Source organism: Planktothricoides sp. SR001 (assembly GCF_001276715.1).
Taxonomy (GTDB): Bacteria; Cyanobacteriota; Cyanobacteriia; order Cyanobacteriales; family Laspinemataceae; genus Planktothricoides; species Planktothricoides raciborskii.
Genome location: NZ_LIUQ01000018.1, coordinates 87824 through 109900 on the forward strand (window position 1 = coordinate 87824; position 22077 = coordinate 109900).

General features: G+C 43.2%; 18 protein-coding genes. 9 read left to right on the forward strand and 9 right to left on the reverse strand.

Annotation, left to right across the window (positions count from 1 at the left end; translation table 11 throughout):
* Nucleotides 1-265 precede the first annotated feature (265 nt).
* Entirely contained in the window at nucleotides 266-598 is a 333-nt protein-coding gene (locus AM228_RS12900) for a hypothetical protein (RefSeq protein WP_054466517.1), read from the forward strand.
* A 145-nt stretch (nucleotides 599-743) separates the two neighbouring features.
* Entirely contained in the window at nucleotides 744-1826 is a 1083-nt protein-coding gene (locus AM228_RS12905; RefSeq protein ID WP_054466518.1) for a phosphatidylserine/phosphatidylglycerophosphate/cardiolipin synthase family protein, read from the forward strand.
* Nucleotides 1827-1967: 141 nt separating this feature from the next.
* Here AM228_RS12905 and AM228_RS12910 read toward each other — a convergent pair whose 3' ends face one another.
* Complete coding sequence (locus AM228_RS12910) at nucleotides 1968-7802, reverse strand: alpha-2-macroglobulin (protein ID WP_054466519.1); 5835 nt, start codon at nucleotides 7800-7802, stop codon at nucleotides 1968-1970.
* Between the two features lie 1004 nt (nucleotides 7803-8806).
* Here AM228_RS12910 and AM228_RS12915 point away from each other — a divergent pair.
* Entirely contained in the window at nucleotides 8807-9511 is a 705-nt protein-coding gene (locus AM228_RS12915) for a PEP-CTERM sorting domain-containing protein (protein WP_190879855.1), read from the forward strand.
* Between the two features lie 313 nt (nucleotides 9512-9824).
* Here the strand turns inward: AM228_RS12915 and AM228_RS12920 are convergent, their stop codons facing one another.
* The 4 genes from AM228_RS12920 to AM228_RS12935 all read right to left on the reverse strand — a co-directional run bounded on the left by AM228_RS12920 (nucleotide 9825) and on the right by AM228_RS12935 (nucleotide 12040).
* Nucleotides 9825-10277: a hypothetical protein gene (locus tag AM228_RS12920; RefSeq protein WP_156331736.1), complete on the reverse strand. Its 453-nt coding sequence runs from the start codon at nucleotides 10275-10277 to the stop codon at nucleotides 9825-9827.
* Nucleotides 10278-10607: 330 nt separating this feature from the next.
* On the reverse strand, nucleotides 10608-10826 hold the full coding sequence (locus AM228_RS12925) for a hypothetical protein (RefSeq protein ID WP_054466522.1): 219 nt from the start codon (nucleotides 10824-10826) through the stop codon (nucleotides 10608-10610).
* A 157-nt stretch (nucleotides 10827-10983) separates the two neighbouring features.
* A complete protein-coding gene (locus AM228_RS12930) occupies nucleotides 10984-11430 on the reverse strand; it encodes a hypothetical protein (protein ID WP_156331737.1) in 447 nt (148 codons plus the stop codon).
* A gap of 25 nt (nucleotides 11431-11455) precedes the next feature.
* The gene (locus AM228_RS12935) at nucleotides 11456-12040 is read right to left on the reverse strand and encodes a hypothetical protein (RefSeq protein ID WP_054466524.1); all 585 of its coding nucleotides are present in this window, start codon (nucleotides 12038-12040) and stop codon (nucleotides 11456-11458) included.
* Between the two features lie 143 nt (nucleotides 12041-12183).
* On the opposite strand from AM228_RS12935, the gene AM228_RS12940 reads away from it, so the two are divergent.
* The 5 genes from AM228_RS12940 to AM228_RS34205 all read left to right on the forward strand — a co-directional run bounded on the left by AM228_RS12940 (nucleotide 12184) and on the right by AM228_RS34205 (nucleotide 15210).
* The gene (locus tag AM228_RS12940) at nucleotides 12184-12513 is read left to right on the forward strand and encodes an Hsp20/alpha crystallin family protein (protein WP_054466525.1); all 330 of its coding nucleotides are present in this window, start codon (nucleotides 12184-12186) and stop codon (nucleotides 12511-12513) included.
* 300 nt (nucleotides 12514-12813) lie between these two features.
* Nucleotides 12814-13800, forward strand: a complete 987-nt coding sequence (locus tag AM228_RS12945) for a putative 2-dehydropantoate 2-reductase (protein WP_231636781.1) — start codon at nucleotides 12814-12816, stop codon at nucleotides 13798-13800.
* A 526-nt stretch (nucleotides 13801-14326) separates the two neighbouring features.
* Nucleotides 14327-14710, forward strand: a complete 384-nt coding sequence (locus AM228_RS34195; protein WP_197285289.1) for a DNA adenine methylase — start codon at nucleotides 14327-14329, stop codon at nucleotides 14708-14710.
* An 18-nt stretch (nucleotides 14711-14728) separates the two neighbouring features.
* A complete protein-coding gene (locus tag AM228_RS34200) occupies nucleotides 14729-14899 on the forward strand; it encodes a hypothetical protein (protein WP_197285290.1) in 171 nt (56 codons plus the stop codon).
* Nucleotides 14900-14931: 32 nt separating this feature from the next.
* Nucleotides 14932-15210 carry a hypothetical protein gene (locus AM228_RS34205; RefSeq protein WP_197285291.1) on the forward strand — a complete coding sequence of 93 codons (279 nt, stop codon included), beginning with the start codon at nucleotides 14932-14934 and terminating at the stop codon, nucleotides 15208-15210.
* 466 nt (nucleotides 15211-15676) lie between these two features.
* Here AM228_RS34205 and AM228_RS12955 read toward each other — a convergent pair whose 3' ends face one another.
* From AM228_RS12955 to smc, 4 genes are all read right to left on the reverse strand, one after another.
* The gene (locus AM228_RS12955) at nucleotides 15677-15982 is read right to left on the reverse strand and encodes a DUF3007 family protein (RefSeq protein WP_054466526.1); all 306 of its coding nucleotides are present in this window, start codon (nucleotides 15980-15982) and stop codon (nucleotides 15677-15679) included.
* A 149-nt stretch (nucleotides 15983-16131) separates the two neighbouring features.
* The gene (gene ndhL / locus AM228_RS12960; RefSeq protein WP_054466527.1) at nucleotides 16132-16353 is read right to left on the reverse strand and encodes an NAD(P)H-quinone oxidoreductase subunit L; all 222 of its coding nucleotides are present in this window, start codon (nucleotides 16351-16353) and stop codon (nucleotides 16132-16134) included.
* Nucleotides 16354-16608: 255 nt separating this feature from the next.
* Nucleotides 16609-17616 (reverse strand): PRC-barrel domain-containing protein, encoded by a 1008-nt coding sequence (locus AM228_RS12965; RefSeq protein WP_054466528.1) that lies wholly within the window; start codon nucleotides 17614-17616, stop codon nucleotides 16609-16611.
* A gap of 68 nt (nucleotides 17617-17684) precedes the next feature.
* Nucleotides 17685-21374 (reverse strand): chromosome segregation protein SMC, encoded by a 3690-nt coding sequence (gene smc, locus AM228_RS12970; RefSeq protein WP_054466529.1) that lies wholly within the window; start codon nucleotides 21372-21374, stop codon nucleotides 17685-17687.
* Here smc and AM228_RS32500 point away from each other — a divergent pair.
* On the forward strand, nucleotides 21366-21587 hold the full coding sequence (locus tag AM228_RS32500; protein WP_156331738.1) for a hypothetical protein: 222 nt from the start codon (nucleotides 21366-21368) through the stop codon (nucleotides 21585-21587). The two genes, smc and AM228_RS32500, sit on opposite strands and share 9 nt — an antisense overlap.
* Nucleotides 21588-22077 lie beyond the last annotated feature (490 nt).

Genomic DNA, 22077 nt, shown 5'->3' on the forward strand with positions numbered 1-22077 from the left:
CTGTGTTTGACAACTGGCGCCACCCTCAGAAGTCAGATCCAGGGGAATCAGCCCTAGTTGGTGCCGCAAATTAATTGCAGATTAATTATTTTCCCCGGTAGGGGCGAAGCATTCTGGCGAGGAATCTCTCGCGAGCAACCGAGAATCACTCGTCAGAATGCTTCGCCCTCCCAAGAGCCTACGGGTGTAGTTGCAATGCTGGGGATGCTCCCCATCCGAATGCTTTGCCCCATCAAAAGATACAATTTACAGCGGATTATCTTGCATGAATGTTTCGGAATTAATTAGTCAATTCGGACTTTATGCGGCGACTTTAATTATTTGTACTGTCGCCCGGGCATTTCCCTTGCTGAACACCGAAGTTTACTTGCTTTCAATTTCCACACTTTTGCCCAAATCTCTTGGGGAATTATTAGCCATCGTTCTTTTGGCTACTTTGGGACAAATGCTGGGAAAATCTCTGATGTTTTTTGCCACTCAAGGTGCGATCCAGTTTTCCCTCAAACAGCATACGCCAACCAGATTGAAAAAGTTATCCAAAAAATGGAAAAAATGGGCAACCACCGCAACTGGTTTATTTTTCTTTCCGGTTGGGTGAGTTTTTCGCCGTTTTTTGTCGTCACTGTTGGCTCGGCTCTGTTAAAAATTAAGTTGGTTAACTTTTTTACGTTTGGGGCGGCTGGACGGTTTATCCGGTTTATCTTTTGTGTAGGAATTCCTCAATTGTTGAAAGGTTTGTGGTTATGAATTTTCAGATTTTAGTGGATTCACATGACTTTTGGGCAAGCTTGAAAGCCGATATTTTATCAGCCCAAGACCAAGTTTATATTCAAACCCTTTCTTTTGAGGGCGATCGCGTCGGTCAAAACTTGGCCGAAGCCTTATTAGCTTCTGCGGCTAGGGATAAAAAATTGATGATCGACTCTTATACTAAGTATAAGATTAGCGATCAATTTTTATATAGTCTGCCAAATTTACTCAAATCAGAATTACAGCAAGAAGCCAGAGAAACTTGGCAAATCATTAAACGTCTGAATCAAAATGGAGTCGGGGTTAAATTTATTAATCCCGTCGGGCTATTTTTCAGCAAATTTGCCGATCGCAATCATAAAAAAATGATTGTGATTGATCGTCGAATTCTCTACATTGGCGGAATTAATTTTAGCCAGCATAACTTTGCGTGGCATGATATGATGCTGCGAATTGAAGACCCCAAGATAGCAGAATTTTTAACCACTGACTTTTTAGCCAGTTGGCAGGGAGAACATCAGCAGAAATTTCAGAATTTTGGCAACATTGAACTCTATTTATTCAATGGCAGGAATAATTCTCAGCTATTTCCCAGATTTTTTGATTTAATTGAGTCAGCCCGTGAATCAATTATCATTGAAACCCCTTATTTGTCATTTCCTTTTTACGATCGCCTGCGAACTGCCCGAAAAAACGGTGTGAAAATTTCCTTCATTACCTCAGCGGCGAATAACTGGGGAGTTTACGACCATTATACTCGCTGGGAAACTGGGCGATCGGGAATTGACCTATATCTTTACCCTGATGGCATGACCCACTTAAAATCCATGTTAATCGATGACCAATACTTAATCATCGGTTCTTCTAACTTTGACTTATTTAGTTATTATTTTCAGCAAGACATTATTGCCATTTGTCACGATCGGTCTCTCATCCAAGAATTTAAACGCCTGATTTTTCTACCTGATTTGCAAAAATCAAGCCGATGGACTGGGAAAATTTCTGACTGGCAAGGAAAATGGGGATATTTCCAATTAAAAGCCGCTTGTCAATTATTTTTATGGGTCAATCGGTAAACGGAAATAAACCAGGAATTCCTGGTTTTATAGCTAACACAATAAACCAGTTTGCTGTTAGCGATCGCCTGAAGCATAACCTCTGAAGCATAACCTCAACCGGGCTTATTCAGGAACCAGGTTGAGGTTTTTTGGTAGTAATTATTCTTTCACTGCCAAAGTAGCCGTGGCCGATCGCCCAAACTCTTCTGGGGCATATTTTAGATGCACCTCTGCCCCAGGCCATTCAAAGGTTCCAGGGGTTACAGACCGCACTAAATAATGCAGATTATAGACCCCGGCATTGAGGCGATCGCCATAAGCAACCACTTCGTCTGCGTAAATGGTTTGATAACCAATTTCCCAGCTATCAACTTGGGCTTGAACTGCCGGATTCGTGATTTGAAAAGTGGTATCTACTGCCTCAAAACCGGCGGGTAATTGGTCAGTAATCACCAGATGATCGATGGGGTGGTCAGTAATAATTTCCAACCCAATATCAAACACTTGTCCAACCTCTACGGTTACGGGTTGATTTAAGGCAGATAACCCCATTGTTGCCAGCACTTGATCTTCCCCGGCAAGGCGAACTTTTCGGTCAACGCGCAAGCCGTTAAATCGTCCGGGGGCATTGCCTAATAAGCGATAGCTATAGGCGGTTAAATAATGTAGGCTACCTGCCCCTGATTTTTCTAAGGTTAAGTCAGCATTTCCCTGGGGTAATTGATCCATTGCTACATTAATAAATCGACTGGGATTTTCGTAGCCTTGAAACTGCATCGAGTCGATATTTTCCCCGGCTAATTTTACCGTGGCGGTAAAGTTCGGTGGGGTGGGTTGAGTGTTGGCATAAGCCACTAATGCAGTCAGGGCAGAAGCGTTGGCATAACTATTTTGCCAGGTGCCATTTCGCCGCAAATTTAATAGCCCTTGTAAGAGGCGATCGCTCACTTCTGGTTTAGCTTTTTGGGCAATAAATAGCCGTAAAGTTTCCGCCTGTTGAGTGGTCGGGGTACTCAGCCAATACCAGCCTCGCGGTAAATTGACTGTGGCCGATCGCCCAGTTTCATAAACTGTTTCCTGGAAGCGATCGAACAGAGTTTTTGCCTCATCTTGCCACTGCGGGAAGCTAAATAAATAGCGGGTCAATTTAAGCTGAGATAACTGGTCTAATTCTTCTCGCTGTTTATAGATATCCCCTAAAAAACTATCCCGTTTATCTCCTAATTCGGCTAAAGCCATCAGTGCGGATAGTCGCAACTGATTTTGACAGATTTCTGTCTGGCAATAATCATATTGTTGCGGGTTTTCTAAGAGACGCTGCAAATACAGTTTTACCTGAGAAACCATCCCCGGATCTACCTTAAAGTCAGCAGCCAACGCTTTGGCTAAACTTTCCGCCGCGTAGGGGGTGACAAATGGATCGGATTGGTATTGTTTTGGCCATGAGGCAAAACCGCCATCAGACTGCTGAAGTTCTTGGAGTTGTTTTAAGGCAATTTCTGCCTGGGCTGTGGGGTTAAATTCCCCAAAAGCTTGACCATATTTTTGCCCTAAAATTTGCAGGTTAGCAGCGATCGCTAACTGAGAGGCTGCCGGTTCCAAGAATGGCAAGCGATTTTCTTCAAATACTTGCCGCGCTGGGGCAGTAATTTCGGGGATTAAGGTAGAAGCCAGAGAAACTTCTAAACCTCCCACATTGGGCGCTACATTCTGATTCACATTTAAGGGAATTTTGACCTGATTTTCTGTGACTCCAGTAGAAATCACCTGTTCTGTAACTGCCAGTTTTTTCACCGGCAGAGATACCTCGAAACCATCGCCGTCCCGCTTGTTTAATTGGGCGGTAAATTTTATCTTTCCTACCCCAATGTCTTGGGCTGCGATCGGGAAACGATAGCCAGTTGTATCCGGTTTGGCTTGAGTGCTTAATTGTTGGGTACTGCTGGCATTTTCCGCAAACTGCATATTTTCCGCCACTTGGCCATTTATTTCTAAATTGCCTTTTTTGCCCGTATTGTTAGTGACCGCAAGACCGGCAAAAAAGCGATCGCCCACCCGGACAAATTGGGGTAGCAATGGATTGGCCATCAGCGGTTTTTTGGTGATAAAAGTATTCTCTCCTTTGCCAAACCGCATATCCTCGGTTTCGGCGATCGCAATCACTCGCCAAGTGGTTAAATTATCCGGTAATTTAAACCGAACAGTGGCGTGACCATTGTTGTCAGTGATGACGGCACCATTGTAATAAGCCAAGGGCTTAAAATCTTTGCGAATATTGATCGCTTGCGCCGGTTCTTCTGGGGTCTGCGATCGGCCTGCGGCAGGAGCATTTGCAGGTAATGGGGCAGACTGATTTTTTTCCGACTCCTGTTGTAGAAATACATCTCCCACTCCTGGAGTAGCAGCCCGTGGTGACAATTGAGGATTCTCATTTTGGTTAAAAATAATATCCTTCAAAGACACCGCAAATCGGTTATCCGTAAACCGCGTCGGAATTAATTGCTGGGCATAAACTGTTGTCACCAAATCCGGGGGACGATATCCCGTCAATTGCAGGACATCCTCATTCACCACCATCAGGGAAACTTGTGCTTTAACTGGCCGATTTTTCCCATCTTTAACGGTCAGTTTGAGGCTTTGTTCTGCCCCAGGTTCAACAGCCTCTAAATCTGGCTTCACTTCTATCTGGAGATATTTCTCATCTAAGCTAGTGGAAAATGGGGCAAAACCAATTTTTACCAAATCTTTCACCGTTCCCGCTTCCACTTGATCCAGAGAAATACCTTGTCGGACTAACACCGCTTGCACTGCGGCATTGGGCAGCATTTCTGGGGTGACAGTAAACTGAATTTGCGGCGCCCCTCCGGTTACTTTGGTGATAGTTTTATAGATGGGTTTATCTCGCACCACGGCAAAATATAATTCGGCCTCTGGATAGGGAGATTGTACAACAGCGGTGGCGATTTCACCGGGTTGATAAGTATCTTTATCTAGTTTAACTTCCAGGGCATTTTCCTGTTCTCCAGGATATCCCCAAAATACAGGATTTTTCCCACTAATCCAAATGGATAAATCGGTCGCCATTACTTCATCTTTGGCATTGGCAAAATTAGCCCGAATGCGGTAATAACCCGCTTCTTTTGCTTGGAGAGAAATCTTTTCGGCTTGGCCGCCAGATGTGATTTGTTTTTCCGCTACGGTTGTATATTCAAGTTTATATTTTGGCCAAGGTTCTGACATTGAACGCGGCATCGGTTTATAGTCAACTTTTTGGAGTTGCAGGCGAATTCGTTCTCCTTTAAGCACTTTACCTGTGGCATCAGTGGCAATCATTTCTACAGTAAAATCTTTGTCCACTTCAGCCGCAAAGTCACTTTTTAACCCAATTAGGCGATCGCTGGGTAAAGCAATCACCGACTGAGAAGCGGCCACCGCTTGATTTGAGCTATCCGAGACTTCTGCGGATACTTGATAGGTCATGGGATATGGTAGGTCATTACCAATTTTAAAGCTAAAAGTTCCCAGACCTTGAGGATCTAACTCAGCATAATTTTGCAGCACTTGAGCATCAATTGATGGTGGTGTTTCCGGCCAAAACCACTGTTGTCCAAAAGCAAATTCTTCCCAACCTTTGGGGGTAAAATTTGCCTGACTGCGGGTGACATAATACTTAAGCTGACCTGCCGCTAAGGGGGAGCCAAATAAGTATTGACCTTCTGCTTTTGCCTCGATAGTTTGCTGGCTAATGGCAATCTCTTTATCTAGCTTTAAATCCACCTGAAAATTTGGCGGTTTAAACTCTGCTACCCGAACATAACCAGAAAGGACATTGCCATTTTTTCCATCGGCTGATAAATAATAGTCTCCTAAAGGACTATCTGGTTCAATTGCCCAGTCAAAAGAAAATGTCCCAAACTCATTGGTGGTAAAATTACCCAGATTTTTTTGCGTGCCATTTGGTTGAGACAAGGTGACAGTATATTGGCTATTTTTATCCAGCTTTAACTGGCTATTTTGCAAATAAGCCGCCAAGCTGGTAAATGATGCTTTTTCACCCCGTTGATACAGGTTGCGATCGGAAAAAATAGTCCCCCGTGGTTGAATTTGGCCATAGTCCCATTCGGGATAAATGCCATAACCATAGCTGCCACTGTCGCGATCGCATCGAGCATAAGCCCAATCTTGGTTTTCTCGCGCAATCACTAATAATTCTGGTGGTTCATTATTGGGAATACATTGTTTTAACTGCTGATTATTCAGGATAAAAGTTCCTGTTTGGTCAGTAATTCCAGTAGCACAAGGTTTCGGTTCAGGACGAGGTGTTTCATTCAATTTTGACTGATAAATCTCGATAGTGGCAGCGGCAACTGGCGCCCCATCAGATAGATGATTGACCCGAATTAATCCAGATTTGGGAAACAATTGAGTAAAGACGCCTAAATTAGTGATTTGGGCGAAACCATAATAAGTGGGTTCTTGCCATTTTTGCTGGTTATTTTCTGAGTAAGGAACTGTCTTGGCTTGGACTCCATAAGCCACCATGCCTGTAGGGGCTTTCAGTTCTTGCTCTAAAGCGACTTCAGTCTGGGTGATTTGATTTTTTTTACCGGAAATATCGAACTTTTTCCAAGTATTTGAACTTGGCAGAAATTCTTCTGAGTTATTGCGATATACTAAGTCAGTGGGTTGCACGACTTTGTAAGCGGCTTTATAGTTTAATTCCGGCAAATTTACCGTGGAAATTTTTAAATTAGCTTTGGCACCTTTGGGAAAAATATTTAACCCTGTTCGGGTAGAAATATTGGCCAATAAATTTCCTGTTTTATGCTGAATAGTTAAGGAATTACCCAAGGTTTGACCAAAGGTATCCTTAAGGTTTTCGCCGATAGTAATGGTGTAATTTGTTTCTGGTTCTAATGCCCAAGAGTTAACCCCAACATAGTTGTTGCCCTCATAAATTTCTAATAGAGGAATGTCTGGGTTAGGTGGAGGACTAAAGCGAATATTTTCTAAGGCTGAATCAGCGTTCAAGGGGTTATTAAATCTTAATCCAGAGATTCCTTGATCAAATCTGGATCCCCATCCGCGATTGGTTTCTATTTTTTCAAATTTTAAGGGAGCATAGGTTGCTACTTGACTGGTAAACGCTTTGTCGCTGACTAAATTACCTCGGATAGGCCGTATTCCTGGATCTAATTCCAAGCGATAACGAGTATTTTTTTGCAGTTCTTGTTGAGGAATTAGCTGATACTGCCATTGACGGTTAATCAGATTAAATGGATCCGTAGAACCATTGGCTAAAAAAATCGGATATGGTTGCTGATTTTCGGCGGTTGGTTGTTCAGCTTTTAGGCTAATTTTTTCTTGATTAGCCTCAGAAATTAAGGTGGCATTGTTGGCCAAAGAGTTCAAGTCTAGTTGAACATTTGAGGTAATTTCTAGGTTTGGCTTGATATCCAGATATCCTGAACTATATGGATTAGGATTAGTTTCAGGTAAATTGGTAATTTGGATCGGGTCAGTGGTAAATGTCCACGCCAAATCTTGAGTCAGACGATGATTATTTAAATCTGCTAAACCCGCTTTTACAGTAACTTGAATTCGCGTGGCTTTGGGCAGGGGTTCGTCCGCTTGAAATCCCACCATGCGCGGGGTTAAAAACCGAAATCGCCCCGGTAAAGCAGGCTGAATTTGAAATAGGTTTAGTTTGATTTGCTGTTCGGGAGAGTCGAGACTCTCTAGAGGAATTACTGGGTCTTTAAACCGGATGCGAATTTGGGCAAGGGGTTCGGCTTCTTCCGTCGGGCTGATTTGTTCGATCCAGTCGGGAATTTGTGGCTTCGGAAGTGGGGCAACCTGTGGTAAGGTTTCCACTGCCTGGGAAAAATTTGTGGTCATATTTGTGGTTTGACAAGTAAATAAACCAAATGCTAGGAGTAACCCCAGCAGGAAATGTATCCAAGTTTTCATCCAAGTCTTAATTTTTATTCTCATTTATTTCCTCACGGTGAATCGATGGTGACTGAATCAAAAGGCGCGATCGCCTTTGGGGATTTTTGGCAAAATTGGTCATGTTTTGTTCAGAAATGTCATAGATACACGATTAATCAATAGATCGCTATCAGATTGTTGGTTGATTTCAACCGTTAGCTGGACTCAGCCGAACACAATCTATTTTAGCCAATCAATCTTAAAAGTTTGATGCTTATGAATATTTAGTCGATTCTGGTTGTTTCCTTCTGGTAACTTTATGGTAAAAAAATTTATATTTCTTTATAAAACTTAACTAGGGTTATTACTTTGTCATATTATGACAATTGTTGGATGGTTATTTCCCATCTATATTCTGATGATTTGTGAATTCTGATGATTTGTCAAAGTGACTCACAAACTCCACGGCCTTTTTCCCCGATCCAGCGATCGGGCGGGGTTATCTCGAATTGCCTTTTTCGTTAAGTACCCTTACGCGGTCTCTTCAGTCTTTTAAAGATTGTGTAAAGAAATCCGCGAAACCCAGGGAAATCAACCGGGAAAATTTAAAGCTTTTGTAAAGTTGAAGCCGTCCCCTGGTATTTTCTCTAAAACCTGCGTATAATTACGGATAAAGCCAAGTGAAATTTAGCGGTTCAACGAAAAAAATGCTTTCAGTATTTTTCTCTTTGAGAAGTGAATCTGGAACAGATATAGCCAGATCGCTAAATCCATCCCGCTGGTATGCGGTAATCTGCAATAGTCTGAGTAAAAAGGCTAATTCTTTCTGCCTACCTTACAGGGAATCCCTCGATTAAATCGAGCCAGTTCAAATTAGATCCAGTTCAAATTAGATATTATCAAGTAAAGTTAGCTATCAGAAGGTTATGAAAAAGATTACTTACCCCTTGTTTTTCGCTGCGTTGTCCAGCCTTGCTCTCCCAGAAGCGGCAAGCGCTGTATGCTGGGATGGAGCATTTTCTTGCCAAACTCTGAATCAGGGCGTTTTAACAATTAATGAGTATACAGTGCGCGCCGGTTATCCATTAGAAGAGTTTCCTAATATTGGAGCCGGATCGGTGATTATGGACGCGATGTTTAATCCCAATCAAAGTGGCAAATATGGCTTTATTAGTGCTATAACATCAGCCGATGGCCCTACCATATTTTACGATGGTACGTTGATTGAAAAACCTTTGCTCGATCCTCCCCCCGGTGGGTATTTTATGATGCCCCCTGGTTTGATTGATTTCTTGCCTTACTACGATGCAGAACCAGGTTTGGAAAATTATTTCTTCGATCAGCCTACCGCCTCTTTCCCTGATGTTTTATCTATTGGTGGTCGTGCAGAGGCTAAGTTTGAAACTTGGTTAGTTGAAGTCTTAGATGAAGTGTTTGGCGATGATCCCAACAAAGCCCAAGATGATTTCTTTTCCGTCAAGCCGTTAGTGGGTTGGACTTGGGGTTATGATATTCAAAGTAATGATAATGGTAATGAAAATCCATTTGAAGTGGAAGATTTTATTACCACAGCCCAACCATTTAGTTGGTTAACTCAAGGCCCGACAAATGATTGGCTGACTGCTTTAAACCGCGTATATGGTAGTGAGGAACTTGGGACAGAAGATAGATTTAATGTCACCGTCGCCTCGGTTCCTGAACCTTCTACGGTTCTTGGTTTAATTGGGTTGGGGATTTTAGGTGCGAAATCTGCTCGCAAGCGGAAAGCATGAGTTGATCAAAATTCTGATAAAAAATAGGGTTGAACAGGACTTAGGCAATACTTTTCTATTAGTAGGGTGCCGTTCGGTGTGGTAACCCACCAATACTATCTGGAGTAGCAGCGATCGCCTCTTTATTTCCCGGTAAAATAAACCAGGGGATTTTTTACCACAGAGACACAAAGGACACAGAGGATTGATTGCGATCGCTTTTTTATTTTTCACAGAAAGAAACCCGGTTTCTGTCATAGAGGTGTAATTGGGATTTTTTACCACAGAGACACAAAGGACACAGAGGATAGATTTAAAATGTGCGATCGCCTTTTTATTTTCCTGATAAAACAAACTCATTTTCTGAGGTTTTGGCAAATGGAAGTTGATCCGACTGAGTAGCGCGATCGCACTTAAACTCCTCTAGCAAATCAAAAAAAGTATTAAATCCCTCTTCCTCATTAATAGCATAAAGCAAAATAATCCGCGCCCATGATGCAGAAGTTTTTACGCCAAACCGTTCTTGTAGCCACGGTTGAAATTCTTGGAATTCTGCTTCTTCTTCACTGAGGGAAATATTCAGTTGTGCGTGGGAGTATTCATATCCACAGAGAAACATATATAGGTTTGTCACCGATGAATAATCGATATAAAGTCCTGGGTTATGCTTGATTTTATCTAATAATTTGTATAGGGTTTCCATTTTAGCAAAATTTGGGATTTTGACAAACCGGGTTTCTGGTGAAAGCGCGATCGCACGACATACAGCGGTTTTTAGATTAATCAACCACAACCGGCGGGGATTAAAATGATGGCGGCCTCATAGCGCAAGTCGGTTTTAACCGACTCTTAATGCTTATATTAAAAAAATTTTAGTCGGTTTTAACCGACTTTCGCTATTAGCCAGGGAATTCATTCCCTGGCGGTTTCTGTCATGGAGGTGTAATTGGGATTTTTTACCACAGAGACACAAAGGACACAGAGGATAGATTTAAAATGTGCGATCGCTTTTTTATTTTCTATATTTACTATTTATTTAACTCCTTACCCTGCTCCAGCATGGGAATGCATTCTTTGAGGCTATTCCTCCATTTATAAGCCAGGGGAAAAACATTTTTTATGCATCTTCTAAGAGTTCGGCTAAAATTTCAGCAGTTAATCCATTGGCCGCAGATTCTTCTCTAATTTGTGCTACAAGGTCGTTAAAAGAATTAGAGGTGAGTAATTCCTTAATCATCAAATTAAACATGAACGAGACATTTTTTTGTTGCTGGGGTTCAGCCTCTCGGTAAGCTTGGGCTAGTTCAGCATCGACTTGAATTGTAATAGTTTCCATCTCTGTTGGTTTACTCCGGTTACATATTTATAGGATAACTATTTTTGGCGACGGTAGGGGTCAAAGGCTGTTGACCCAATTATGTGCGATCGCCCTAAATCGCCCTCAACTCTCTAGGTGTACAACCTTCGTTAGAAAAATTCAGCCCGTACTTTGTTCAGTAATCAATCCCACTAATTTCAATCCAAGCTTGTCGCGCTGCGACAGAATCTCCTTGGTCTACCCATTTTTTTGCTACTTGAGCCGCTAAATACCCTCGATTAACTTCTCTTTGATAAGGCTCCGCGTCTCTTGCAGATATCAATTCATTATTAAGAAGGGATTGGCTGGCTTCCTCAAAATGCAATAATGCCGAATTATAATCACCCGCACTGCCTGCCTGTATAGCCCTAGTAACAAAACCCATAACATAAGGAGCTACATAACTTTTACCCCACGCATTTCCAGCAAAAATAGGAAAAGCAAGACAACTCCCATCAGAAGCAGTTCTACCCTGAGTATCGGCTCTTCGAGCATAGCAAGATTCCGCCATAACTCTGTCTGAGAATAGCATATGAGAAGCTAGTAACCCCGAAATCAGTAGAACAAATTTTACTTTTTTCATGGCCAAAGTAAGTATTTTTCAATGTTTAAAAACACGCTCTTAACTCTTTCCCCGGCTCCAGCCTGGGAATTTCTGCATGAGCAAACGCTTCAAAAGAATTGGGCGCCGGGGTGAGTTTGAGTTTCTCGTAATAGGGAATAATCACCTCTGTTAAAAAAGACTCGCGATCGTGAAATTGAATTTCGGCGGCGGTCAAATTCCCCGGTTGATGACAAATAGTGCTCCGCGCTGCGGTGCAAGCTTTCCCCTGCATTGCCGGAATCACCTCGTTTTCCAGCCCACTCAAACTCTGCAACAAGGTGCTTTTGCCTTGTCCCATGCGCCCAGTTACCCCAATATTCAGGGCTTTGCGGGAAAATCGGCTCTGGAGTCGGTGCAATGACGCTAGAGAAGAAGTGGCAATTTGCTCAAATTGGGCAAAGTCGAGACTTTTTAGCTTTGCCTGGGTCGCCGCGTCCCCCGACCAATACTCAAGCTGGCGATCGCGTTCTTGTGCCAAATTCTGAATCAAACCATACAGGGACGATAAGCGACTCTCGATATCTCCCAGCTTTTGGGCCAGCGGTTGACGCTGGGCGATAATGCTTTGGATTTCCTGGCTTTTGTTCATGCCAATATGCACCTGGTTTGCTAGGTAGGTAAACACTGCAAAATATTATAGTCTTGCCGGGAAGTCAGAAAGCAGGTTTTTAAGTTAATTTTTATTATTGCCAGGTATGCGATCGCTTAACCACCTATCCTGAATCGGAAAATGTGGCAGTCAATTTTGTTCCCCCAGCAGAAATCCAAGAAACCTCGACAACCGTTTACTTAAACCTAGAAATTCCCGGAATCAATCCCCAAGATTTAGATATGCAAGTCACCGTTGAAGCTGTCACGGTTAGCGGCGAAAGGAAATCTCAATTCACGGCGGAAGAAAAAGGCAAGTTTCGCAGTGAGTTCCGCTACGGTCAATTCCAACGAGTCATTCCCCAGCCAACTCGAATTCAGAATACTAAAGTAGAAGCTGAATATAAAAATGGTATTTTAAAATTGACCCTTAAGCAGAAGCCGAGCAACATAAAGTCCTCAAAGTCAATCTGAGTTAATCTAAATTAGATGCCGCACCCCGACCCCGGTTATCTGGGGCTGGGGTGTAGCATTTCAGGGGGTAGAAAAATTGTGGTTACTGTGGGGACTGAACGGGGCGATCGCCCGAAGAACCTGATTGACTAACTCTTGCTTTCTGGCTATATACTGGCTATATAATTAAACCAATAGCTAATAAATAATAGACAATTCTGGCTTTCCAGGGCTAAAAAAGCCACTCAGACGAGCGATAATTTTGCCCGGTTAGTGTCTAATGATAATATTCCCAGATATAGCCTATATATAACCATGAACATGAGCAATTTACCGGGTTTGATGACAAATCACAGTTATGCAATTATTGGCACAGGGGCGATCGGCGGATTTTACGGCGGTCTACTCCAAAAAGCCGGATTTGAAGTGCATTTTTTACTGAATACCGATTATGAGTATGTCAGAAAAAATGGTCTGGTAATTGAATCAAAAGATGGTGACTTTACTTTAGAACAAGTCAACGCTTATCAAAATGTCCAAGAAATGCCTCCTTGTGATGTAGTCGTGGTTGCCCTGAAGACTACCCAAAATCATTTACTGCCGCAATTGTTGCCTCCTTTACTCAAAGAAAATACCATGATTGTTTTGCTCCAAAATGGGTTAGGGGCTGAAGAATTTCTGGCAAACTTTATTCCCCATCACCCGATTATTGGGGGCTTATGTTTTGTTTGCTCTAATAAAGTTGGGCCGGGACATATTCGCCATTTAGACTATGGGGTGATTACCTTGGCTGAATATTCCCCCAACGGTCAACCCGCTGGGATTACGGAAAATTTACGGGTAATTGCTAGGGATTTTGAACAGGCACAAATTGCCACTATCCTGAATGAAGATTTAATCTTGACTCGCTGGAAAAAGTTGGTTTGGAATGTGCCTTATAATGGGCTCTCTGTAATTTTAAATGCTGACACTAATCAATTGATGGCCAATAAACATATTCGCCATTTGGCCGAAGATTTGATGCGAGAAGTGGTGGCTGGTGCAGCAGCTTTTGGCCGCACGATTCCCGATGTTTTTATTGAAAAAATGTTGGATCATACGGAGAAGATGAAGCCATATTTGACGAGTATGAAATTAGACTGCGATCGGGGCAATCCCCTGGAAGTCGAAGCCATCCTAGGCAACCCTCTTCGCATGGCTAAATTAGCCGGAGTTGATTTACCCCGTATGTGGATGTTGTATCAACAATTAAAATTTATTGATACCCAAAATTCCCGCTGTCAGCCACGATCCATTAATACCCATTAATACAGTGAGAGCAAATATTGACTAATATTCGTTCATCATAACCTAATTATATCCTATCAGCTTCATAAGTAACGTATGACCTTTTATAAAATGTATTACGGCGAAAAATCAAGTCTTAAATATAGCGATCGCGGCTTAACCTAAATGTTTCATTTTTCATTGATCTGTCTCATATATATGTCACAAAATATCTATTAGCTTGTAGGGTGCGTGTTTGCTCGCCATGAACATTAAATTATCACAAATTAACCCAATTCGAGCCGTAACGCACCATTTTTTCAATTAATTTGGCTGTGGTGGGAAGGGCGAGGAAATTTAAATGGCTGATTTATTTCCTAATCTCACTGTCCGCCTAACCCACCCTACGAAAATCTTCCCTATGCAAAATATTCACTATGAATGATTTTGTAGCATATCTACAAGAAAAATTAGATGAAAAGTTAGAAGAGGTGAATCCACCAGATGCGCCCAGTTTAATCGATTTACTCTAATTAGGAGATGATTACGCGATAATTACGCGATCGCCATGCAACAACTTTCCCTATTCGATCAACAAAACCTCAACCAAATTACTAATGTTTCCTCGGTTCCTCAAAGGAGTCCTTTTCGCTATCCCGGAGGAAAAACTTGGTTAGTGCCTCGAATTCGACAATGGCTAAATAGTTTACCGAATGTAGCCCAAGAATTTATTGAACCGTTTGCTGGTGGCGGAATTGTCAGTTTAACAGTGGCTTTTGAAAAATTAGCCAATCATGTGACAATGGTAGAGTTAGATGACCAAGTGGCAGCAGTTTGGCAGACTATTTTATCTAAAGATGCAGAGTGGTTAGCAGAGGAAATTATTAAGTTTGAAATGACCGCTGAAGCGGTGAGAGAAATCTTGTCAAATGAACCCAGTTCATTACAATAAAAAGCTTTTCAAACAATTGTGAAAAATCGGGTAAATCGAGGCGGAATTTTAGCCCCTGGTGCCGGGATGATTAAGCAAGGAGAAAAAGGGAAAGGTTTAAAGTCTCGCTGGTATCCAGAAACCTTGAAACGTCGGATATTGCTGCTGAAATACGCGATCGCATTACTTTTATTCCTGGAGATGGTTTAGAAATTATTACCCAGAATATTCATCGGCATAATGTGGTATTTTTTATCGATCCTCCCTACACAGCAGCGGGGAAAAAAGCAGGGCATCGTCTTTATCAGTATGCTCAATTAAACCATGAAAAATTATTTCAATTAGCGAGCCAAATGGCTGGAGAATTTCTGATGACTTATGATGAAAGTCAAGCAGTTAAAGCCTGGGCAAATTTACATAGATTTGATTGGCAAACTGTAGCCATGAAAAATACGCATCATGCGAAAATGACTGAATTGTTGGTTGGTCGTAACTTAGATTGGTTGTCCGATAGATTTTAGTTGTCAGCCATATAGCTATTTTCTCCGCGAGTAAACCACAAATACCTGTAGGGGCGAAGCATTCCTGCGGTAGGGGCGAATGAATGGCCATTCGCCCCTACAATATTAAATTAAATACCGCTTGGGCTTCGCCCTAGCGTGGTTCAGTAACCTGAAAAACGCTGTATATAGCGGTTATGATCCGGATGAAGTACAGAGGTTTGATGGATTCCCGCATTCGCGGGAATGACAGGTTTTTTTGTACTTAATAACTCTGACAAGTGCTAAGTAAATTGTAGGGTGCGTGTTTGCTGGCCATGAACATTAAATTAGCACAAATTAACCCAATTCGAGCCGTAACGCACCGTTTTTTCAATTAATTTGGCTGTGGTGGGAAGGGCGCGGAAATATTAACTGGCTGATTTATTTCCAATCTCACTGTCCGCCTAACCCACCCTACCAAAATCTTCTACCAAAATCTTCACTTTTAAGATTTTTTCTCCGCTTCAATTTCTGCCTGAAGCTTGGCTAATTCTTCCGGGGACATTTCTTCTAACTGCTTCGTTAAAACCGCCTCTTTATACTCTTTAATTTGCTGATTCAAGGTCATCTGTTGAGTCAGGGTTCTAAACAAATAAGTCAACAGCCAGCCAACCACTCCCCCCACCAGGACAGCTTGGCTCCAAATTCCCGCTGATTGACTATCTAATCCGGCAAATTCTAAGGCTAAATAAACCAATCCACCGGCCAAAAACATTCCCAAACCAATGCCAATTACATCAATTCTACGCATAATTATTCAGAATAAAGTTATCAAAATTATCAAAATTATCATCAATGGTTTGAGGATTCAGTAATTTTATCTTTACTATAAGCAGGTAAAATCACTGAATCCTAAAAATTACCATGAAATTTTCACGACAACTTTCCCAGAGTCAAAGATTAGATTTCCCGGCGTTGAGGGCGAAAATTCAAAAATGGACTGAGTAATAACAATCCAGGGAAAAAGAAAAAGACCAAAAAGTACATAAAACCACGCTCAAAGGAGGTGGCAACATTCCAGCGTTGTTGTAAATAGAGATAAGTAGCAAAGGGAACCACAACCAAGTAAACCCCAGCCAAAACCAGGTATAACAGTGGAACTAGGAGAGTTGAGTCTAGCATTAGCTAAATACCATATAACTTCTGACTGGTGTTATTTTATATCAACTTCAGTAATTATGCTTTTTGATGTTATTTGTTGGTTGTTATTTGTTGTTTGTTGTTTGTTGTTTGTTATTTGTTATTTGTTATTCAATTCAACCAACAACCACCAACAACCAATAACCAACAACCAATAACCAACAACCAATAACAAACAAATAAAGTAGGGTGGGCAAATTTTGCCCACCCTACTACTTTGGAGAGTCTTGATGTTAGTTAATATCCCGGTTCTTCTTCATATTCTGGAGTTTTCTGTTTCTGTGGGATATTGACGCGGGGGGGTGTATAGGGAGTTTGCTCTCCTTCGTCGGCCCAAGCATCCGCTTCTACATCGGGATAGTCGTATTCTTGGGGATAATCTGGCTCAGGATAGGGATTTACCGGATCTCGATAATCTTCATAGCGATCGCCTCTACTGGCTTCATTCCAGTTATCTTCTTCCAGTTCTTCCTCATAATACATGGCTTCTGAGATGGGTTCGGGGACGGGAACTGGTTCCGGTTCATCCCATTCGTCTTCACTCCAAGCCTCTTCGACGACTCGTGCAGGCGATTCGCGTTCGCGATCCGCTTCGCGGAACCGCACTGGTTCTGGTTCTGGAATCTTGGCGCCGGTGCCCAATTGATTGTCAATGCGAATTTTCGGCGTGAGAAATTCTTCTTCGCGGTTCTTTTCCCAAGGGGCTTCCCCAATGCCCAAGCGTTCCATCACCCCGACGGATAATTGAGTCAAGCGGTCTTGAGCCCCTTCAAAAACAATTAACCGATTCGGGCCACTGCTGACAATTTCATCAATGGGCAATTCGTAGGTACTGAGCATTTGCTCAGGAATTTGGGGAATTCCTAATGACGCAATAATTAGAGAATAGAGTTCGCCTGTTTCTACGTTAAATTTAAACCCCCGAACTTTTCCCAATAGATCCCCGGTTTCCGTGATCACTTCGCTGCCAATCAGGTTGCTATATGCTTCCACATCGATATCTTCGATCACGTTTTCATCCTCGACGAGGATTACGTCACCAATTTTCTGGATGCTACTGAGCATCATAAACCTAGGCATACCGGCGAGAGAAATCAGGCTATCTCGTAAACCGAGCGCCACCACTTCCCGTCGGTCAATGTCTACCAATAGCTCCTTCACTACCCCGATGCGTTTGCCGCTATTACGGGTAATGACTTGAGTATTTAATATTTCGGAGCGTGGGCGGATTATTTCAGATGTCATTCTTGCTAAAATTCCGATCTCGAATTCTATAAAAGTTAAATTACGATCAAATTTACACCGAAGCATTCTTAGGAGGGAACTTTTAATCCCACCACTTGAGTATGAGCGCCTCGCGCTTGAGTTACCCCAATAATGCGTTCTGCGGACTTCAGCATCGGATTTTTGTGACTAACCACAATAAACTGTGCTTGCTGTGCTTGCTGTTTGATCATTTTAGCTAATCTTTCTACATTCGCCTCATCCAAAAACATATCTACCTCGTCAAAGGCATAAAAGGGCGAAGGGCGATAGCGTTGCAGAGCAAAGATAAAACTCAGGGCGGTTAAAGATTTTTCACCCCCAGACATGGAAGCCAACCGCTGCACGGGTTTACCCTTGGGATGTGCCACCAGGTTCAAACCACTATTAAATGGGTCGTCGGTATCATCAAGCTGTAAATGTCCATCTCCATCAGAAAATTCGGCAAAAATGTTGGTAAAGTTGCTGTTCACGGCGTCAAAAGCTTCTTGAAAAGCTTGTAACCGGGTGGTGGTAAAATTTTCGATTCTCAATAGTAATTCCGTGCGTTCATCTTCGAGGGTTTTCAGTTTAGACTGAAGTTCCTGCAAGCGATTGGTGGTTTGTTCATATTCCTCCAAGGCTAACATATTTACAGGTTCCATTGCTTGCAGTCGTTTTTGCAAGTCGCGGATTTCTTTCTGTAAGTTTTGCAGGGACTCGAAGATTTTGGCATTAATATCTTCAGGTACTTCTGGTAAGGGATCCGGTAAATCTGCTAATTTCAGTTCGAGTTCATCTTGCAAGGCTAGAAGTTGTTCTCGCCGTTGTTGCTGAGTTTCTCTTAGTTGTTGAATTTGCCAGTTGTTCTGTTGTCGAGACAGGTGCAATTCTCGCAATTTGGTTTCGGCTAAATCGCGAGCGGCTTTTTCTGCCCCTAATTTGGCTTCGATTTCCCCTAAAGCTGTTTGGGTGGCCTGAATTTGCTGGTTAATTTCTGACAATTGCTGACGCACTTTGTAAATGGCAATTTCTCGGTTTTTTTGCTGGGTTTGCTGTTGGGTTAACTGCTGTTTTCCTGCGGCGATTTTTTCCGCCAATCGCTGATAGGCAGAGTCTAAGTCTTGGTGATTTTTTTCTGCCTGGGTCAAGGCAGATTGAGCGGTTTGTAAGGCTTCTTCGAGTTGCCGTTGTTGGGTTTGAATTTGTTGCCATTCACTGTTTTTACTGGAATTTTCCAGTTCGGCTAGGGCTTGACGTAATTGGTCGATTTGGCTTTCTTTGGCGGGTAATTCGGTGGCTAATTGTTGCAAGCGGGCTTTGGCAGCGGTCAATTCTTGCCGATTGTTGGCTAGTTGTTGCTGCATTTGCTCAACGGATACAGTTAAGCCGTTGATTTCTTTGACCAGTTGTTGCACTTGCAGTTGCACTTCCCGCTGGACTTGTTTGGCTTGGATGAGTTGTTGCGATTGGGTTTTGACCGCTGTGTTGGCGGTTTCGGTGGCGATCGCGCATCGTTCTAAGATTTGGCTAATTTGCTTTAACCGGGCTTGTAATTCGGCGACTTCCGTGGAATCGGTGTTGTCTCCAGTGCCAAAATGCAGGGTGGAACGATTTTGGATGGTTCCCCCGGTCATTGCCCCAGAAGTTTCTAGGAGTTCCCCATCTAGGGTGACAATGCGAATTTTCCCCAGGTGCGATCGCGCCGCATCGAGGGTTTCAAACACTACGGTACTGCCGAAAACATAGGCAAAAATGGGCTGATAACGATTGTCACAAGCAATCAGTCTGACCGCATAGTCGATAAAACCGGGGACATTTTTCAGTCCTTCGTTGAAGTCAAAACGCCCTGGTTTAATCTTGTTCAGGGGTAAGAACGTGGCCCGACCTGCCCGGTTTTGTTTCAGCAGTTTAATTGCTGCGGCGGCTACTTCGTCATCTTCCACCACGATATTGCCTAATCTGCCACCAGCGGCAATTTCCAAGGCGAGTTGATAGCGCGGTTCCACTCGCCCCAGTTGGGCGACCAACCCATGAACCCCAGGCAGTTTGGCGTCCACGATCGCTTGACTGGCCCCACTACCGCTAGTTTCTTTGATGGCTTGGGCTTGGGCTTCCAGTTTATCGAGGCGTCGTTGTTTTTCCCGTTGTTCTTCCAGGAGGCGCTTTTGGGTGGCTTGTTGCAGTTGCAATTCTGCTTCGGCTTCGCTGAGGGCTTCTTCTAGGGCTTGGATTTGGTCTGTTTGACAGACCAGTTCTTGGTTTTGCAGTTGTTTGAGGCTGTCTTGTTTCAGGACAATTTCTGCCTCTGAGTCTTGGATGGTTTGTTGCTGTTTGGCAATTTGTTCTTCTAGCGATCGCTCTCTTTCCAGTAATCGCGCTTGTTCCGTTCTTTGGGGGTCGAGGGTTTTTTGCAAGGTTTCAATTTGCCGGTGCAGTTGGGTTTGTTGTTCTACCCAAGCTTGGTTAGCAGCGGCGATCGCCTGGGATTGCTCCCGACCTTGTTGTAACGCCACTGCCGCTGCATCCCGTCCCGTCCGCAAGACAGCGAGTTTGGCCTCAGTCAACTGTTGTTGTTCCTGGACTCGATCAAGTTCTGCCTCGTCTTCCTTGACTTTTTGCTCGATTCGTGCTATTGCGGCTTGGGTTTCCTGTTGGCTGGTGACAAGTTCCTCGTGCCGTTGTTGGAGTTGTTTTTGTTCCGCTTGTTGGTTGGCTTGGGTGGTTTGTAAGGCCAGCAGTTGATCTTCACCCAAGGCTTTTACCTGGGCATTGAGTTCATTTAACTGATTGTTGGCTTGCTCAATTTCATAGTTAATCCGGGAAACTTTCAGGCTGAGTTCGCCAATGGTGCGATCGCCCGCTTCGATTTTTTCCCGCAATTCCCACTCTTGCTGCTTCAGTTGTCGCCATGCCAGAATGCTTTCCCACTTTTGCTTTTCCAGCAATTCCGTGCGAAGTTTTTGGTATTTTTCCGCTTTCACCCGGTCTTTGTCCAGGCGATCGCGACTGCGAATCAGTTCTTGTTCGACAATGTGACAACGGTCTTCCCGTTCTTTCACCTCATCTAACTTACTTTTGGCTTGGGCAATTTTGCGATCGAACGCGGCAACCCCCGCCAATTCGTCAATAATGGCGCGGCGATCCCTGCCATTCATGGAAATAATCGCGGTCACATCCCCCTGAAGCACCACATTGTAGCCTTCGGGATAGATCCGGAGTTCGTTCATCCGTTCGTGCAGTTCGCTCAGGGTGCAAGGTTGCCCATCCATATAATAAGTGGAGGTATAGGTGCCCTGTTTTGTCACCCGCAAGCGACGGCTGATACTCCATTCATTGCGGCGATTCCCGGAATCGCTACTATCGGCTTCGTTGGCTTCCGGGTCTTCTGTAGAGTCGGTTAAATTTTCTACATCGTCCGTTGTCTCATCTTCGGCTATCTCATTGTCCGATTTTGTGGGTTTCGTCTTTTGGGGGCGATCGATCCAGTCCTCTCCCAAATCAAATGTCACCTGAACGCTGGCTTCCACGGTACTATTGCGGCGCTGACTTTGATCGTGATTCACCAAATCGGGCAAACGTTCCGCCCGCATTCCCTTAGAGGTGGAAATGCCCAGACAAAATAGCATCGCGTCGAGAATATTCGACTTGCCAGATCCATTCGGGCCAGAAACCACCGTAAAACCGGGCAGCAACGGAATATTGGTCGTGCCACCAAAAGATTTAAAATTCGTCAGTTCAATGCTCTTGATATGAACCATTCAGTCTGGGCTGCTTGTTGGGTGATGACGTTGTTGATTATTTTAACAACTTTCTATCGGATGACATCGGAAATTATACCGATAAAATATATTCTGGCTCAAATCTTGTGGCGATCGGTCAGTAGGGGCGATCGGTTTTCCGGGGTCAAGGTGCTTGGGTTTATTAGGGGCGAATGGCCATTCGCTCTTACAAAATATAGACGTGATGTGTAAGTCCTGATGAAATCATATAGAACTTAAGACGCACCGACTCTACTAGCTAGTAAGTAGAATGGGCTTTCTGACTAGCATAAGTCCAGGTACGTTAATCTAAAAAAGCATTGTCTAATCAGGCGCTTCTGAAAATGAGCCTTTGCATCAATCCCCATTGCCCGAAAGTTGATTGCCCGAATAATATCAACAGCCGTTACTGTCTTGCGGTTCTGACTTACTGCTGAATCGACGCGATTATGTTATGCTTCTACTCAGCGATAGAGAAAAATAATCATTTACAGCGGTTTTCAGATTACTGAATCACGGTAGGGCGAAGCCCAAGCGATATTTAATTTAATATTTTCAGCATTGTAGGGGCGAATGGCCATTCGCCCCTACTGCCGGAAAGATCACGCCCCTACAGGTATTTGTGGTTTACTCGCGGAGAAAATTGCTGTATGATAACTCAGCTTTAAATATGTAAAATTACTTAGATATTACCAAGGAGATT

What these genes read in the sequence shown, in the direction of transcription:
- AM228_RS12930 (WP_156331737.1), bottom strand. Translation starts at nt 11,430, where the DNA reads ATGAAAAAAGTAAAATTTGTTCTACTGATTTCGGGGTTACTAGCTTCT.
- AM228_RS12935 (WP_054466524.1), bottom strand. Translation starts at nt 12,040, where the DNA reads ATGAACAAAAGCCAGGAAATCCAAAGCATTATCGCCCAGCGTCAACCG.
- AM228_RS32500 (WP_156331738.1), top strand. Translation starts at nt 21,366, where the DNA reads ATGAACCATTCAGTCTGGGCTGCTTGTTGGGTGATGACGTTGTTGATT.
- smc (WP_054466529.1), bottom strand. Translation starts at nt 21,374, where the DNA reads ATGGTTCATATCAAGAGCATTGAACTGACGAATTTTAAATCTTTTGGT.
- AM228_RS12900 (WP_054466517.1), top strand. Translation starts at nt 266, where the DNA reads ATGAATGTTTCGGAATTAATTAGTCAATTCGGACTTTATGCGGCGACT.
- AM228_RS34195 (WP_197285289.1), top strand. Translation starts at nt 14,327, where the DNA reads ATGCAACAACTTTCCCTATTCGATCAACAAAACCTCAACCAAATTACT.
- AM228_RS12905 (WP_054466518.1), top strand. Translation starts at nt 744, where the DNA reads ATGAATTTTCAGATTTTAGTGGATTCACATGACTTTTGGGCAAGCTTG.
- AM228_RS12965 (WP_054466528.1), bottom strand. Translation starts at nt 17,616, where the DNA reads ATGACATCTGAAATAATCCGCCCACGCTCCGAAATATTAAATACTCAA.
- AM228_RS12910 (WP_054466519.1), bottom strand. Translation starts at nt 7,802, where the DNA reads ATGAGAATAAAAATTAAGACTTGGATGAAAACTTGGATACATTTCCTG.
- AM228_RS12945 (WP_231636781.1), top strand. Translation starts at nt 12,814, where the DNA reads ATGAGCAATTTACCGGGTTTGATGACAAATCACAGTTATGCAATTATT.
- AM228_RS12955 (WP_054466526.1), bottom strand. Translation starts at nt 15,982, where the DNA reads ATGCGTAGAATTGATGTAATTGGCATTGGTTTGGGAATGTTTTTGGCC.
- AM228_RS12925 (WP_054466522.1), bottom strand. Translation starts at nt 10,826, where the DNA reads ATGGAAACTATTACAATTCAAGTCGATGCTGAACTAGCCCAAGCTTAC.
- ndhL (WP_054466527.1), bottom strand. Translation starts at nt 16,353, where the DNA reads ATGCTAGACTCAACTCTCCTAGTTCCACTGTTATACCTGGTTTTGGCT.